The sequence below is a fragment of the Nocardia sp. NPDC003269 genome, from assembly GCF_042888005.1.
Taxonomy (GTDB): domain Bacteria; phylum Actinomycetota; class Actinomycetes; order Mycobacteriales; family Mycobacteriaceae; genus Nocardia.
Window position 1 is genome coordinate 971,810 of sequence record NZ_JBIAPA010000003.1, and the last position, 14,288, is coordinate 986,097.

The 14,288-nt window shown below is 65.6% G+C and carries 15 protein-coding genes; 12 read left to right on the forward strand and 3 right to left on the reverse strand.

Translation table 11 applies throughout. The features are described 5' to 3' along the window. Positions 1-10: 10 nt before the first annotated feature. Genes fabG through ACFYWJ_RS24490 form a run of 5 tightly spaced genes read left to right on the forward strand, consistent with a single transcriptional unit; the run spans position 11 to position 4,528 of the window. Positions 11-739 (forward strand): 3-oxoacyl-ACP reductase FabG, encoded by a 729-nt coding sequence (gene fabG / locus ACFYWJ_RS24470; protein WP_355278358.1) that lies wholly within the window; start codon positions 11-13, stop codon positions 737-739. Then, positions 736-1,626, forward strand: a complete 891-nt coding sequence (locus tag ACFYWJ_RS24475) for a hypothetical protein (RefSeq protein ID WP_355278361.1) — start codon at positions 736-738, stop codon at positions 1,624-1,626. The genes fabG and ACFYWJ_RS24475 overlap by 4 nt, the downstream gene beginning before the upstream one ends. Beyond that, positions 1,619-2,830 (forward strand): acetyl-CoA C-acetyltransferase, encoded by a 1,212-nt coding sequence (locus ACFYWJ_RS24480; protein ID WP_355278364.1) that lies wholly within the window; start codon positions 1,619-1,621, stop codon positions 2,828-2,830. Before ACFYWJ_RS24475 ends, ACFYWJ_RS24480 begins: the two co-directional genes overlap by 8 nt. A gap of 8 nt (positions 2,831-2,838) precedes the next feature. Further along, positions 2,839-3,291 carry a MaoC family dehydratase gene (locus ACFYWJ_RS24485; RefSeq protein WP_355278564.1) on the forward strand — a complete coding sequence of 151 codons (453 nt, stop codon included), beginning with the start codon at positions 2,839-2,841 and terminating at the stop codon, positions 3,289-3,291. A 46-nt stretch (positions 3,292-3,337) separates the two neighbouring features. Continuing rightward, positions 3,338-4,528 (forward strand): acyl-CoA dehydrogenase family protein, encoded by a 1,191-nt coding sequence (locus tag ACFYWJ_RS24490; RefSeq protein ID WP_355278367.1) that lies wholly within the window; start codon positions 3,338-3,340, stop codon positions 4,526-4,528. A gap of 356 nt (positions 4,529-4,884) precedes the next feature. Here the strand turns inward: ACFYWJ_RS24490 and ACFYWJ_RS24495 are convergent, their stop codons facing one another. Beyond that, positions 4,885-6,354 (reverse strand): long-chain fatty acid--CoA ligase, encoded by a 1,470-nt coding sequence (locus ACFYWJ_RS24495; RefSeq protein WP_355278566.1) that lies wholly within the window; start codon positions 6,352-6,354, stop codon positions 4,885-4,887. A 134-nt stretch (positions 6,355-6,488) separates the two neighbouring features. Here ACFYWJ_RS24495 and ACFYWJ_RS24500 point away from each other — a divergent pair, with 134 nt between their 5' ends. Together ACFYWJ_RS24500 and ACFYWJ_RS24505 are read left to right on the forward strand one after the other, a co-directional pair. Beyond that, positions 6,489-6,632 carry a hypothetical protein gene (locus ACFYWJ_RS24500; RefSeq protein WP_355278370.1) on the forward strand — a complete coding sequence of 48 codons (144 nt, stop codon included), beginning with the start codon at positions 6,489-6,491 and terminating at the stop codon, positions 6,630-6,632. 37 nt (positions 6,633-6,669) lie between these two features. Next, entirely contained in the window at positions 6,670-7,593 is a 924-nt protein-coding gene (locus ACFYWJ_RS24505) for a helix-turn-helix domain-containing protein (protein ID WP_355278373.1), read from the forward strand. Between the two features lie 252 nt (positions 7,594-7,845). On the opposite strand, the gene ACFYWJ_RS24510 is transcribed toward ACFYWJ_RS24505, so the two are convergent. Further along, positions 7,846-8,517, reverse strand: coding sequence for a TetR/AcrR family transcriptional regulator (locus tag ACFYWJ_RS24510; protein ID WP_355278376.1), 672 nt, complete (start codon positions 8,515-8,517; stop codon positions 7,846-7,848). A 99-nt stretch (positions 8,518-8,616) separates the two neighbouring features. Here ACFYWJ_RS24510 and ACFYWJ_RS24515 point away from each other — a divergent pair, with 99 nt between their 5' ends. From ACFYWJ_RS24515 to ACFYWJ_RS24530, 4 genes are all read left to right on the forward strand, one after another. Further along, entirely contained in the window at positions 8,617-9,945 is a 1,329-nt protein-coding gene (locus tag ACFYWJ_RS24515) for an alpha/beta hydrolase (RefSeq protein ID WP_355278379.1), read from the forward strand. Next, positions 9,942-10,871 (forward strand): fumarylacetoacetate hydrolase family protein, encoded by a 930-nt coding sequence (locus ACFYWJ_RS24520; RefSeq protein WP_355278381.1) that lies wholly within the window; start codon positions 9,942-9,944, stop codon positions 10,869-10,871. Before ACFYWJ_RS24515 ends, ACFYWJ_RS24520 begins: the two co-directional genes overlap by 4 nt. Then, positions 10,868-11,620 (forward strand): MBL fold metallo-hydrolase, encoded by a 753-nt coding sequence (locus ACFYWJ_RS24525; protein WP_355278383.1) that lies wholly within the window; start codon positions 10,868-10,870, stop codon positions 11,618-11,620. Before ACFYWJ_RS24520 ends, ACFYWJ_RS24525 begins: the two co-directional genes overlap by 4 nt. 224 nt (positions 11,621-11,844) lie before the next feature. Further along, entirely contained in the window at positions 11,845-12,279 is a 435-nt protein-coding gene (locus ACFYWJ_RS24530) for a carboxymuconolactone decarboxylase family protein (RefSeq protein ID WP_355278385.1), read from the forward strand. Between the two features lie 673 nt (positions 12,280-12,952). Here the strand turns inward: ACFYWJ_RS24530 and ACFYWJ_RS24535 are convergent. Then, positions 12,953-13,351, reverse strand: a complete 399-nt coding sequence (locus tag ACFYWJ_RS24535; RefSeq protein ID WP_355278387.1) for a carboxymuconolactone decarboxylase family protein — start codon at positions 13,349-13,351, stop codon at positions 12,953-12,955. A gap of 203 nt (positions 13,352-13,554) precedes the next feature. Between ACFYWJ_RS24535 and ACFYWJ_RS24540 the strand changes: the two genes are divergently transcribed. Beyond that, entirely contained in the window at positions 13,555-14,157 is a 603-nt protein-coding gene (locus tag ACFYWJ_RS24540) for a TetR-like C-terminal domain-containing protein (RefSeq protein ID WP_355278390.1), read from the forward strand. Positions 14,158-14,288: the final 131 nt, after the last annotated feature.

The following is a 14,288-nucleotide window of genomic DNA, read 5'->3' on the forward strand; positions in this document are numbered from 1 at the left end:
ATCCACGCCAATGTCACTTCTGGACGGACGCGTCGCGGTTGTCACCGGCGGCGCCCAGGGCATCGGACTGGCCATCGCCACAGCGTTCCTGCGCGAAGGGGCCTCGGTCGTCCTCGGTGATCTGAATCCCGGTTCCGCCCTCGACGACCTGGGCACGGACCGGGTCCGCGCGACCCTCTGCGATGTCACCAGCGCCGCCGACGTCGAGGCGCTGCTGGCCACCGCGGTGACCGAATTCGGGGCGGTGGACGTGATGGTCAACAATGCCGGGATCACCCGGGACGCCTCGATGCGCACCATGCGCGAAGAGGACTTCGACCAGGTGATCGCCGTGCATCTCAAGGGCACCTGGCACGGCACCCGCCACGCCGCGGCGATCATGCGCGAACAGGGCCGGGGCTCCATCGTCAACATCTCCTCGCTCTCGGGCAAAGTCGGGATGGCCGGGCAGACCAACTACTCGGCCGCCAAGGCGGGCATCATCGGCCTCACCAAGGCCGCGGCCAAGGAGACCGCCCGATTCGGCGTGCGGGTCAACGCGATTGCGCCCGGCCTGATCCGCACCCCCATGACCACGGCCATGCCGGCGAAGGTCTGGGATCAGAAGATGGCTGAGATCCCGATGGCCAGGGCGGGTGAACCCGGTGAGGTCGCGGCGGTCGCGCTGTTCCTGGCCTCGGACCTGTCGTCCTACATGACCGGCACCATCCTCGAAGTCACCGGCGGGCGGTTCATGTGACCGGATGGCAGGCACACACCGTGGTCACCGACGACTACGTCGATCCCGCCCCGGTGGCCGCATTGAACGCCCTGTTCGACTCCGGTGCGGCGGCGATCGGGGTGGGCGATCCGCTACCGCCGCTGTGGCATTGGGCCGCGCTGGCCCGCTGGCCCGTCTCGTCGGCCATCGGCGCGGACGGGCACCCGGCGCGTGGGTCGTTCCTGCCGCCGGTGGAGCTGCCGCGGCGTATGTTCGCCGGCGGCACGGTGTCGTTCCCCGGGACGGTGCACGTGGGATCCACCGTCCGCCGGGAGGCGCGGGTGGTCGCGGTCGACGCCAAGAACGGCCGCTCCGGTCCGCTCACGGTCGTCGAAGTCGAGATACGGCTGTTCGCCGAGACCGGTGCGCTCGCCGTCGTGGAACACCAGAACCTCGTCTACCGGGGCGCCGGTACCGCCGCGCCGGCGATCGAGACCGACCGGACCTACCAGTGGCCGCGAAACCCCGTGCAGCGCAGCAGCGAAGGGGACTGGCAGCTGCACACCGACCCGACCGTGCTGATGCGGTTCAGCGCGGCGACCGCCAATCCGCACCGCATCCACTACGACCTGTCCTACGCGACCGCGGTCGAAGGATATCCAGGCCTGGTTGTGCACGGTCCGCTCATGACCCTGGCCATGGCCGAGACCCTGCGCTGGGAACAACCGGACCGGCGCCCGTCCCGGCTGCGCCACCGCAATATCGCCCCGCTGTTCTGTGGCGATCCCGCCCGGATCCGGCGTCGCGAGACCACCGATGGCGACCTCGCTCTCGCCGTCCACACCGAGCCCACCTCCGGCCAGGCGGTCGAGCACACCGTGCTCACCGCCGATTTCACCGTCGACGGAGACCCAGCCCATGCGTGAAACTGTCATCTGCGAGCCCCTGCGCACCCCGATCGGACGCTACGGCGGCGCGTTCGCCTCGCTCACCGCGGCCGAACTGGGCGTGATAGCCCTGAAAGGTCTGCTCGACCGCACCGGCATCGACCCGGACATCGTCGACGACGTCGTTCTCGGGCACTGCTATCCGAGCAGCGAGGCACCGGCGATCGGCCGGGTCGTGGCCCTCGACGCGGGCCTGCCGGTGACCGTCGGCGGCATGCAGGTCGACCGGCGCTGCGGCTCGGGTCTGCAAGCAGTCGTCCAGGCGGCCATGCAGGTCGATAGCGGCGCCTGCGATGTCGTCGTGGCCGGCGGTGTCGAATCCATGACCAACACACCGTTCTACTCCACGGATATGCGCTGGGGTGGTGCGCGCGGCGGCGTCCGGGTCCACGATGCGCTGGCGCGTGGCCGCGAAACCGCCGGTGGCCGTTTCCATCCGGTTCCCGGCGGGATGCTCGAAACCGCGGAGAACCTCCGGCGCACCTACGCGATCACCCGCGAGGAACAGGACCGGCTGGCGCTGACCTCGCACCAGCGGGCGATCGAGGCCGCGCGCAGCGGAGTGCTCGCCGCGCAGATCGTCCCGGTGCCCGTGCGCTCCCGCAAGGGCGAGGTGCTCGTCGAAACCGACGAACACCCCAGGGCGGACACCACGCTCGAATCCCTGGCCGCGCTGAAACCCGTTCGGGCGGCGCTGGATCCGGAGTCGACCGTCACGGCGGGCAACTCCAGCGGCCAGAACGACGCCGCTTCGATGTGCCTGGTGACCACCCGGGCCAAGGCCGAGGAATGGGGGCTGACTCCCCTGGTCTCGCTCACCTCGTGGGCCGTGGCCGGGGTGCGCCCCGATGTCATGGGTATCGGACCGGTCCCCGCGACGGAGGCGGCGTTGCAGCGGGCCGGACTCACACTGGCCGACATCGACCTGATCGAGTTGAACGAGGCGTTCGCCGCCCAGGCCCTGGCCGTCATGCGGGAGTGGAAGTTCGGCGAACGTGATGCCGAACGCACCAATGTGCACGGATCCGGAATCTCGCTCGGGCACCCCGTCGGCGCCACCGGTGGCCGGATGCTGGCCACCCTCGCCAGGGAACTGCACCGCCGCGAACAGCGCTACGGTCTGGAAACGATGTGCATCGGCGGCGGGCAGGGCCTGGCCGCGGTGTTCGAGCGGGTGAACTGACCATGACACTGCGCACTTTCACCTCCGTCGACGACCTGGGTGGAGCTCTCGGCGAACCCCTCGGTCCCGGCCCGTGGATCGCCATCGGCCAGGAACGTGTCGACATGTTCGCCGCGTGCACCGGCGACGACCAGTGGATCCACGTCGATCCCGACCGCGCCGCGAGCGGGCCCTACGGCACCACGATCGCCCACGGCTACCTCACCCTGTCCCTGCTCCCCCGCCTCGGCCGCGATCTCTACGCCATCGGGTTCGGCACCGCACGGATCAACTACGGCAGCAACAAGGTCCGCTTTCCCGCCGCCGTCCGGACCGGCACCCGCGTGCGGGCGGTGGCGACCCCGCTCGCCCTGAGCACCGAAGGTTCGCGGGCCCTGCTCACCGTCGGCTGGTCGGTCGAGAACGAGGACGGCGGCAAACCCGCGCTGGTCGCCGAGACTCTTACCGCGATCATGCTCTGATCCGCACCGCCGGCCGACTCCCTCCATTCCACGAACGGATCCATCGATGAAACTCGCGCACACCCACGGACTCACCGACGTGCAGACCGAAATACTCGCCACCGTCCGGACTTTCGTCGACAAGGAGATCATCCCCACCGCCCAGCAGCTCGAGCACACCGACACCTACCCACAGGACATCGTCGACCGGATGGCCGAACTCGGTCTGTTCGGCCTCATGATCGACGAAGAGTACGGCGGCCTCGGCGAATCCCTGCTGACCTATGCCCTGTGCGTCGAAGAGCTGGCGCGCGGCTGGATGAGCGTCTCCGGTGTCATCAACACCCATTTCATCGTCGCCTACCTGATCGCCCGGCACGGCACCCCCGAGCAGAAACAACGGTTCCTGCCACGGCTGGCGACCGGGGAGATCCGGGGCGCGTTCTCCATGTCCGAACCCGAACTCGGCTCCGATGTCGCCGCCATCCGCACCAGGGCGACCCGCAACGCCGACGGCGGATTCACCATCGACGGCCGCAAGATGTGGCTCACCAACGGCTCCACCGCCACCCTGGTCGCCACCCTGGTCCGCACCGACGAGGGGCAGCCGCGCGCGCACGACAACCTCACTGCCTTCCTCCTCGAAAAGCCCGCCGGACTGGGCGAAGTCGCACCGGGCCTGACCATTCCGGGCCGGCTCCACAAGATGGGCTACAAGGGCATCGACACCACCGAAATGCTGCTCGACGGCCACACCGTGCCCGCCGAGGCCGTCCTGGGCGGCACCACCGGACATGGGTTCAAGCAGATGATGGACGGCATCGAGGTCGGTCGCGTCAATGTCGCGGCCCGCGCCTGCGGAATCGCGATCCGCGCCTTCGAACTCGGCGCCCGCTACGCCCAGCAGCGCAGCACCTTCGGCAAACCCATCGTCGAGCACCAGGCGATCGAGTTCGCGCTGGCCGAGATGGCGACCAAAGTGGAAGCGGCGCATCTGATGATGGTCAACGCCGCCCGGCTCAAGGACTCCGGCCTGCGTAACGACGTCGCGGCGGGCATGGCCAAGTATCTGGCCAGTGAGTTCTGCAACGAGGTGACGCAGGCCGGGTTCCGGATCCACGGCGGCTACGGATACTCCACCGAGTACGAGATCGAACGCCTCATGCGCGAAGCGCCGTTCATGCTGATCGGTGAGGGCACCAGCGAGATCCAGAAGCGCATCATCGCCAGGGGCGTACTGCGCGACTACCGGATCTGACTGTGCCGATACCCGCATGGTCCAGGCAGCTATGGACGAATCGCGCGGCGACTGACATCACTTGCGCCAGCATCACCGCAACCTACTTAGGCGGCCTGGGCTCATAGACGCCACTACAAGAGCCTGACGAAGGCCCGAGCACCGGTCACGTAGTGGTGCCCGGCGAAGGCATCGACCCAGCAGTCTCAACCGAAGCCACGCGGCCCGGATCACCAGCAACATCCGTAGCGATTGAGTAAAGACAATCCTGGATGACATCCTGAGGAACTCATCGCCGTCGATCGCCGGCTTCAGCACGTCGACATCCAACGATCCTGCGAATCCGAGGGATGAAATACGCACAGTGGCAGCGTGTTTCATGGCCGCGTGATAGCGCGCTTGAGGATCTTGCCGCTGGGTCCGGTGGGCAGTTCGTCGAGCAGCCACACCTGGCGTGGATATTTGTAGGCAGCGACGCGTTCGCGAACGAAGCGCTGCAGTTCCTCCGCCGTGGTGCTCGCTTCCGCGGTCAGGACGACTGCGGCGACGATCTCCTCGCCCAGATGATCGTCGGCGATGCCGAGGACGGCGGCCTGCGCGACGTCGGGGTGTTCGTAGAGCAGCTCCTCGATTTCGCGCGGGTAGATGTTGTACCCGCCACGAATGATCATGTCCTTCTTGCGGTCGACGATGTAGTAGTAGCCGTCGTCGTCGCGCCGGGCGAGGTCGCCGGTGCGGAACCAGCCGTCGGGAATCGCGGCCTCGGTCGCCTCGGGCCGATTCCAGTAGCCGGTCATGACGTTCGGGCCGCGGACCGCGATCTCGCCGATCCCGTCGATCAGATCGACCAACTCGACCTCGACGTCGCGGATCGGCACACCGATCGAGCCGGGTTTGCGCTGGCGCCCGGCGTGGTTGAACGTGACCACGGGGCTGGTCTCCGACAGACCGTAGCCTTCCAGGATCTCGCAGCCGAAGGTCTTCTCGAAGGCGGTGAGCAGTTCCACCGGCAACGATGCACCGCCGGATACACAGCGTCGCAACGACGTGGTGTCCGCTGTTGTCGCGCTCGCGTCGTGCAGCAGCGCGGAGTACATGGTCGGCACGCCAGCGAAGACGGTGACCCGGTCGCGGGCGATTGCCTCGAACACCGCGGCCGGCTCGAAGCGCGCAACCAGCGTCAGCGCGGCGCCGCAATAGATCGCGGCATTGAGTGCGCAGGTCTGTCCGAAGGTGTGGAACAGCGGCAGACAGCCCAGGATCACATCATCGTGGTGCAATTCCTGCACTGTCGAGGCGTACACCTCGGCGTTGTGCGCGAGCCCGGCTAGTGTCAGCGCCGCACCCTTGGGTTGGCCGGTGGTCCCCGAGGTGTAGAGGATCACCGCCACCTGATCCTGTTCCACCTCCGGACTGTCATGGCGTGGCGCGTGCTGCGCCAGCAACGCGGAAAACGACACCGGATCGATCGTCCGGACAGCGGTTCCGGTCGCCGCCGCCCCTTGTGCGCCCTCCCCCGGACCGCCGCTCCAATCGAACAGCACTCGTACACCACAGTCGGTCAGGTAGTAGGCGACCTCACGAGCCTTCAGCAACGGATTCATCGGCACCACAACGCATCCCGCGCGCAGGATCCCGTAGTAGAGAACCACGAACTCGGGCACGTTGGGCATCATCAAAGCCACCCGACACCCAGGGGTAACGCCCTCGGCATGCAGCATCGAGGCGACCCGCGCGGTCGCCTCCTCGAGTTGCCCGTAGGTCAGGACCCCCTCGTCCGATCGCACCGCGACCCGGTCCGGGACACGCAGGGCCGACTGCAACAGATTCACGGTCAAGGAGTGCATCGTCAACTTCCGTCAGTGCTGAAAACATCGCCGGAATCGTCGCATCAATGTGACTCGCCTCCCATGGATGCAGGGACAACATCACCGGCCGGGCACTGTTCTCCACAACAGTCGCGAACCTGTAACCTGCGGAAATGGACCGTACGTTGCCGCCGAAAGCGATCATCGAAGTAGCTGGGCTCCTACTGGAGACGATCGACGACCTCGGACTGCGGCTGGCCCAGCGTTTCCTCACCGAACTCGACACCTACCGCATTGATGGACCCGGAACCGGCTGAGGAGACCGGGCGGCTTCGCGCACAACAGGGTGTGCCTTTGGCCGAAACCCTGCACGCCTTCCGCATCGGATTCGAATTCCTGTGGTCCGAACTGGTCTCCGCCTCACGACGCCACCCCGAGGTCACCGACGCGATGCTCGTCGACCTCGCCGCGGAGGTCTGGGCACTATCGGGTGAGTACGCTGTCGCGGTCGCGGCCGCCTACAGAGAGACCACGACCGAACTACTACTGCAACGCGAACACGAACGCTCCGTACTGGTCGAGGCGCTGTTCACTGGCATGATCGCCGATCCGAACACCCTCGGCGAAGCAACCCGGATCCTCGGTCTGCCACCGGCCGGCCGTTACGTCGTCGTCGCCGCGGATGCGCCCGCTCCCGGCCGTGAGGCCCTACCCGGCATCGAAATAGCCTTACGCGCAGCACAAATCACCTCCGCCTGGCGATTGCTGCCCGATCAGCAGATCGGCGTACTCGCACTGCCTGAATCCCGAGAAGCATCGGTGTTGAAGGCACTCCGCGCCCATCACGCCCGTGTGGGCATCAGCCCGTCCTACGACGCGCTGCCCGAGACACCGCAGGCGCTGCATTTCGCCCGACTCGCCCTGACCGGTCTGCGCGACCGTCCCCGAGGCGTTGCCCGATTCGACGACGACCCCCTCGCGATGCTGATCGCGGCAGCACCGATCGAAGCGGAACGGATGACCCGAGTTACGCTCGGCCCGCTTTTGGCTCTGCCCTACGAAGAACGTGAACGGCTCCTGCAAACGCTGCGGACCTGGTTTGCCGCGAACGGCTCCGCCGCCGATACCGGCCGCGAGCTCTTTCTGCACCCCAACTCTGTCCGCTACCGCTTGCGCCGAATCGAAGAAGTCACCGGCCGTTCCCTCAGCGACCCCCGAGCCGTCCTCGAACTCGGAGCGGCGTTGCGTGCAATGCCGCGCCCGAATCACAGTCTGTGACAGTCTCATTCGGCCAATCCGCTGTCCCTCAAAACGTCTGCGGTACATTCCAAGCCGCGTCGCAGGCCTATTTTCACGCCCGGCTCGCCGCGTGCCCACTGCGGTACCTCGTCACCTGGACCCGAGCTGACCTCGAATGCAAACTAGCGCGAAGTTGCGTAGTGGGAGGCAGGGGCTGGGTAAGACCGCCTCATCCGCTCATCACCCGAGTGACGGTGGCCGTTCTCCCAGCTGGGGGTGTCTTTGCGCTCGTCAAGCGGGATGTTCGGACGTGGCTGCGGCCTGGGAGCGTCCAAGACTTTCACGTTCCGCGCACTGGTTCGGCTCATTGCGGGTGATTCCGCACATCACGATATCGACCACGGCGGCAATGTAGTCGCTGTCGTTGGCTCGTTGGGTGAGTAGGCGGCGAAAGTGCAGTGGCGCGATGAGCGTTTCGAGAACGAGTTGCGCGTCGGTGCCGTCGGCGACTTCTCCGCGTTGAACAGCGCGGTCGATTATTACTCGAGCATCGCTCAACCGTGACCGCCAGAACCTCGCCCTAGTGCCGGGCACCAACTCGTCGTCCTCGATTACGGCCATAGTCCGCGCCAGGGCGGTGCCCTGCGGTGAGGACAGGTAGCTCGCGAGGGATTCCGCGAACGCGGTCAGGTCGCCGCGCAGTGAACCGGTCTCCGGAATCGGCAAGCGATCCGTGCTGTAGGCGAGCACCGCGTCGAGGATCAGAACCTCCATGGTCCCCCAGCGGCGGATAAGTGAGCTCGCATGCACCCCGGCCCGTCGCGCGATGTCGTTCATCGTCGTGCCACCCAGACCGGACTCGGTCAAGGATTCGAGTGCGGCGCGCAGTGCCGCATCTCGGACCCTCGCCGATCGGCCGCCCGGACGCCGACGCACCTCTGCTGGTTCCTGCGCTGCATCCACGCAGGCCAGGTTAACGCAAGAACATTGCTTTAGCGGCCACGCTGGCCTACAGTGGTTAAAGCAACGAAATTGCATTACTGCACGTAAGGAGGTTGTGTCATGGCCGGTTTTCGTCAGGACTTGATCGTCACGCTGCACGCGGTGACCAGAACCACAGAGCGAGCGGCCAAGCGTCGCGGCGTCGGATACTTCCTGCCGGCACTGTTCGTCGACCGCTTCACCAAGCTCGGCGGTATCGATCCGCAGGAGTTCGCCGCGCAACTCGATGGCTGTCGGTCGTTCGACGACGAGGCCTGGGCCGGCTACTGGAGTGCGTTCGCAGACCAACAACTCGCAGGTGCCGATGCGGCGCTGGCGCGGTTGGGCGGTCCGAGCGTCGCTCAGATTCTGGACGGCGACCGAGACGCTGTCGTCGAACAACTCCGGAGCGTCCTGTCTCCCGCATCGCAGCTGTTCACCGACCGATCACGCCAAGCCGCAGCAGCGTTCGAGAAGGCCCACCCGGAGCACACCGATTCCGCAACCGCGGTCGACGCCTTGGTGCAGGCAATGACCTATCTGTTCGCCGCATCGTGGCCGGGCTGGACGACCCGCCGCCTCACGGCGTACGCGAAGTCCAACCGCGTGTTCGACATCTTGATCCGTACGTTCGCACCCGCGATGGGCATCGACGTCGACACATTCAGGATCCAGATCAACGGTGACCAGATCGTCGGGTACGCGATTGTGCCCGCGGGAGTCGACCGTGCGCCCGCCATTCTGATGACCAACGGCCTGGAGGGCACGATCGCCGAGATCGCTCTTCCTGCGTTGCGGCATCGGCCCGCCGATGCCGCCGTGTTCATCATGGAGATGCCCGGGACCTTTGCCTACCGGAATCCCCTGTCACTGGACTCGGAGAACTACTACCGCGCGGTCATCGACCACATGGCCTCGCACCCTCGCATCGATTCCGACCGACTCGCCATGCACGGCACCAGCTTCGGCGCGCACTGGTCGACCCGTATGGCCACGCGCGACAAGCGGCTCAAGGCCGTGGTCTCCAACGGTGGGCTATACCACCACGCCTTCAAGTCCGCATCGACCTTCGGCATGCCCGAGATCATGCTGTGGACGCTCGAAAAGACCCTCGCCGCCAAGAATCCGATGGATCTCGCGCGCAAACTCGGAGCATTTTCCGTGCAAGACGCCTTCGGGGATATCGCGATGCCGATCCTGGCGGTCAACGGCGACAGCGACACCCTCGTCCCCACCCGGGACACCGTCGAGCTGGCGCATGCGGCACCCAAGGGGGAACTCAAGCTGTACCCGGATGACGACCACTGTGCGATGGCGCACTACGACGAAGCGTTCGCCGACGCGATCGCATGGATCGCACCGTATCTGGACATCGCACTGTCAACTTCGAACGAAACGAGCGAATCATGACCTCACCGACCATCCAGGCAGTTCGGCGTCGAAAGGCTTCGCCCGCAACAGTTTTCGAAGTACTCGAGAACGGACTGTGGCGTACCTGGGGCGATGAGTCCCAGCCCCCGCTGGGACTTCCGCCCGTTCCCGCTTGGCGTGAAACCGCACCGGCAATCGCCGCCGCGACCGATGCACGCCTGCCGTTCGCGCCGATGTCGTTCCGTGATTTCATGCTCTCCGAGCAGCACGTGATCGACGCCTCCCGCGCGATGACACGCCGATACCTGCCCGACGTCTACGAGCAGGCCACCGCTTACGAGACCGCGAACGGATCGACCTTCCCCGAATTCAAGCCGTCCCCGCTGTGGTACGCACAGCCGATCTACTACATGAGCAACGCGTTGACGTTCGTGCCCACCGGGACCGACATCACCGCACCGGACTACACCCACGACCTGGACTACGAGCTCGAGCTCGGGTTCGTCATCGGCAAGCCACTGCTGAATGCCACTCCGGCAGAAGCAGCCGAGGCGATCGTCGGCTATGTCGTGCTCAACGACCTGTCGGCTCGCAGCGTCCAGTTCGATGAGATGCGTAGCGGTTTCGGGCCACAGAAGGCAAAGCACTTCAAGAGTTCGATGTCGGACGTGATCGTCGCGGCAGCGGAGATCGGTGATCCGGCCGCGTTACGAGCCGAGGTCAAGATCAACGGCAAGGTCGTCACCCGCAGCTCGACAGCCGGTATGCAACACACACTGGGCGAGGCGCTCGCGCATGCCTCGCGTAGCGAGCAGCTCTACCCGGGCGAGTTGTTCGGTACGGGAACGATCGCCGGATGCTCGGGCATCGAGAGCGGAACCCTGCCGAAGGTCGGCGACCTGCTCGAACTGTCCATCGAGAACATCGGCACCATCACCCACAAGATCATCGGGAACGACAAATGAAGCTCATTCAGGTCACGACCGGTGTGCACATGGTGACCGGCACGAACGTCAACTGGGCCCTCGTCGATGACGGTGACGCCCTCACCGTCATCGACGCGGGCTACCCGAATGACGGCAATGCTCTGGTGGCGTCGATCCAAGCTATCGGCCGACGGCCGGAAGATGTGCGGGCGATTGTCCTGACCCACGCGCACCTCGATCACATGGGTGGTATCCCGACACTGCGTGCGGGCCGCGAAATCCCTGTGCTCACCGGCCCCGAGGAGGCACGGCACGCCCGGCGTGAATACTTGGAGCAGATCACCCCCGGCGAAATGTTCCAACAGTGCGGGCACATCGCGGGAGTCCGGTGGGTGGTACAAACCTTCGCTGCTGCCCTGCCACATCTGAAGATGTCGATACCTGACGTCACCGCGGTCCCGCACGACGTGCCGCTCGACATCCCTGGCGCGCTCGTGCCCGTCTCGACACCGGGACATACCAGCGGCCATACCGCTTGGCTCATGCCGTCGACCGGTGTGGTCTTCACCGGCGATGCCCTCGTCACCGACCACCCGCTCTCGCACCTGGAGTGCGGACCCCAATTGCTGCCCAGCGTCTTCAACGAGGACGAAGATGTGATGACACAGAGTCTCTCGACGCTCGCCGGCCTCGCAGCCGACACCGTGATCCCAGGACACGGTCCCCTGCACCGAGGACCAATCGAGCGACTCGTCGATCAGGCGGTACACACCAAGCAAGCACGATAGCGACACGCGCGCTGCCCGCGCTCTTCGGCCGCCTCCGCAGTCACGTCGCGCCACCGTCAGTCGCGACGACGCATGCGTATGCAACCAGGTCTGCGAAATGGCGCCTCGCGGACAGCGATGAAAGCCGCTGTTCAGCCTCGCCTCGGCCGAGAACATCGGCCGAGGCGAGGCACATCCCACGGCGGCGATCCCCCCATGCACGCACAACAGGAAGGAATCAGGAAGTGAACGACAACCGATATCAGCGGGGCTTGAGCAAACTGACCGAGTACACGGCAGCTACCGCCGGGGAAAGCCACTTCAAGATCGCCGACAGGCTCGGTGACATCGCACCGGACATAGGTAAATACATCATCGAGTTCGCCTACGGCGACATCTACACGCGCCCGAACCTGGACAACCAGCAGCGTGCGCTCGTCACGTTGGCCTCTCTGGCGACGCTCGGAACCGAACCTCAGATCGAATTGCATCTCAACACGGCGCTGACCAGCGGACTGAGCCCCAACCAGATCGTGGAGATCTTCATGCAGCTCATCCCCTACACCGGATTTCCACGCGTTCTCAACGCGTTGGAGATCGCGCAGAAGGTTTTCGAACAGCGCGGCGCCACCGTTGACACCTCGTGCCAGGCAACGGCACACGCGAGCGGCGATTCCTGAGCGGTGCCTCGCGCACACCCACGATCATCGCCGCCACCTCCCCATGAGCACGACTTCAGCCGACTGTATATGCAGGTCGCACGATGGTCGCCCGTGCCAGCAGATCCTTTCCCACCTCAACCGCGCCGTAGCCGTGATCGCTTCGTCCTCACGCTGAACAGGCGCCCCTCGAGGATCCGGTCAGCATGCTCGCGCACGTGCCGCAGGTTGTCGAGATCCATCCCGACGAACCACCGGCCGTCTCGAGCGCGGTGCCCGAGAGGTCATAGCCTGCGGCCTGCAACGCTTGGAGAGCTTCGACCAAGCGATCACGGCTCGGCGGTGCCCTGGAAGCCACTCTCGACGTTGCGAGTCCGACCAGTAATGGACCATGCCATCACGGTCCTTCTACCCGCCGTATCAGCGGGCCTGTTGAGCTATCAGCGTCGACGAACGGGCACTCGACGGGGCCGGTCGCTGGGTGTTGGGCTACTGGTTTGACGGCGGGAGCGTCGCATTCCTGCGAGGTCGTCGCGGTCTGTAACAACGACGCACACCACCAGTAGGACCGACAGCACGACCACGGTGGTAGCAGTGATGAAAATCAGCAGTTGCAGTTGTCCTGACCTCCGGGGAAGGACACGGATTCATTGCAGTGGAATTGAGTTGAGTACCGTCGCTGATGCGTGCGCGGTCAGGTTTGTTCCTGGTCGAACACCTGCTGAACACTGCGCATCGCGGACAGAGCGGCGGGCGCACCGCAGTATCCGCTGGTGTGGATAATCGCCTCGACGATCTCCTCTCGGCTCAGCCCGTTGGTGAGTGCGCCGCGGACGTGGCCGATGAGTTCTTCGTGTGCGCGCAGGGCGGTGAGGATGCCGATATTGAGCAGGCTGCGGTCGCGGCGGGTCAGACCAGGCCGGTTCCAGATCGCGCCCCAGACGTGTTCGGTGACGAAGTGCTGGAGTTCGTCGGATTCGGTGCCTGCCGCCCGGGCCAGGGCTCGGTCGACGAAATCGTCGCCCATCACCTGCCTGCGGGTGGCCAGTCCCTCGGTGAATGCCGTCGTTTGGTTGTGGCTTTCGATCGCCATCGTCACTCCGTTCCTGTTTGTAGTGTCTGGTCGACGAGTCGCTTGGTCGGCGCATGGTGTATCAGAACGTGACCGACGATGGTCTGTGACGAGGGCGGGGCATAGCGACCCGTCCCCATCGAGACAAACGCAATTCCACTGCCATAAGGCAGCGTAACCCCCTTCCCGGCCCTAAAGCAATGTTTCTGCGTTAACATTGCTTCGTGGGCACGACGGAGGAATCAGTGGAGGTCCGGCGGCGGACCGGTGGCCGATCGGCGCGGGTGCGCGAAGCGGCGCTTCGAGCCGCGCTCGAAGCCCTGACCGAGGCCGACACACGCGCAACGACGATGAACGACATCGCCCGGCGAGCGGGTGTTCACGCCTCCTCGCTCATCCGTCGCTGGGGCACCGCCGAGGCACTGACACTCGACGCGCTACTCACCCTCAGCCTGGACCTCCTGCCGATACCCGACACCGGTTCGCTGCGCGACGATCTGACAGCATTCTCGAATTCGCTCGCCGTATACCTCTCCTCACAGCAGGGCGCTGCGCTGGCCCGGGTCATGGCCACCGTCGACGACGACTCGACGATGGCCGAGGCAAGGACCCGGTTCTGGCAGTCCAGGTTCGGCGAAGCTCGGGTGATAATCGACCGAGCCGTCGAACGCGGCGAGGTCGCGGCCGAAACGGACGCACGGGCCGTCCTCGAAGCACTCATCGCGCCACTGCACTTCCGACATCTCCTCACCCACCAACCAATTGACGACGAGGTCATCGCCCGGACGGTCGACATCGTGCTACATGGAGTCGCCGAGCAACACTGACGCGTTTCCGCGCCTGGAATCCAGCTGAGACGCGCAGCATTGGTCCGTCGCGACGCAGTCGTGATCAACACGCGAGGCTTGCCCCCCCCCCCCCCCGCGACTAGGGCGCGTGTCACGCACCTCTGCCCGGC

What these genes read in the sequence shown, in the direction of transcription:
- ACFYWJ_RS24525 (WP_355278383.1), top strand. Translation starts at nt 10,868, where the DNA reads ATGAAGCTCATTCAGGTCACGACCGGTGTGCACATGGTGACCGGCACG.
- ACFYWJ_RS24515 (WP_355278379.1), top strand. Translation starts at nt 8,617, where the DNA reads ATGGCCGGTTTTCGTCAGGACTTGATCGTCACGCTGCACGCGGTGACC.
- fabG (WP_355278358.1), top strand. Translation starts at nt 11, where the DNA reads ATGTCACTTCTGGACGGACGCGTCGCGGTTGTCACCGGCGGCGCCCAG.
- ACFYWJ_RS24535 (WP_355278387.1), bottom strand. Translation starts at nt 13,351, where the DNA reads ATGGCGATCGAAAGCCACAACCAAACGACGGCATTCACCGAGGGACTG.
- ACFYWJ_RS24520 (WP_355278381.1), top strand. Translation starts at nt 9,942, where the DNA reads ATGACCTCACCGACCATCCAGGCAGTTCGGCGTCGAAAGGCTTCGCCC.
- ACFYWJ_RS24480 (WP_355278364.1), top strand. Translation starts at nt 1,619, where the DNA reads ATGCGTGAAACTGTCATCTGCGAGCCCCTGCGCACCCCGATCGGACGC.
- ACFYWJ_RS24495 (WP_355278566.1), bottom strand. Translation starts at nt 6,354, where the DNA reads ATGCACTCCTTGACCGTGAATCTGTTGCAGTCGGCCCTGCGTGTCCCG.
- ACFYWJ_RS24500 (WP_355278370.1), top strand. Translation starts at nt 6,489, where the DNA reads ATGGACCGTACGTTGCCGCCGAAAGCGATCATCGAAGTAGCTGGGCTC.
- ACFYWJ_RS24490 (WP_355278367.1), top strand. Translation starts at nt 3,338, where the DNA reads ATGAAACTCGCGCACACCCACGGACTCACCGACGTGCAGACCGAAATA.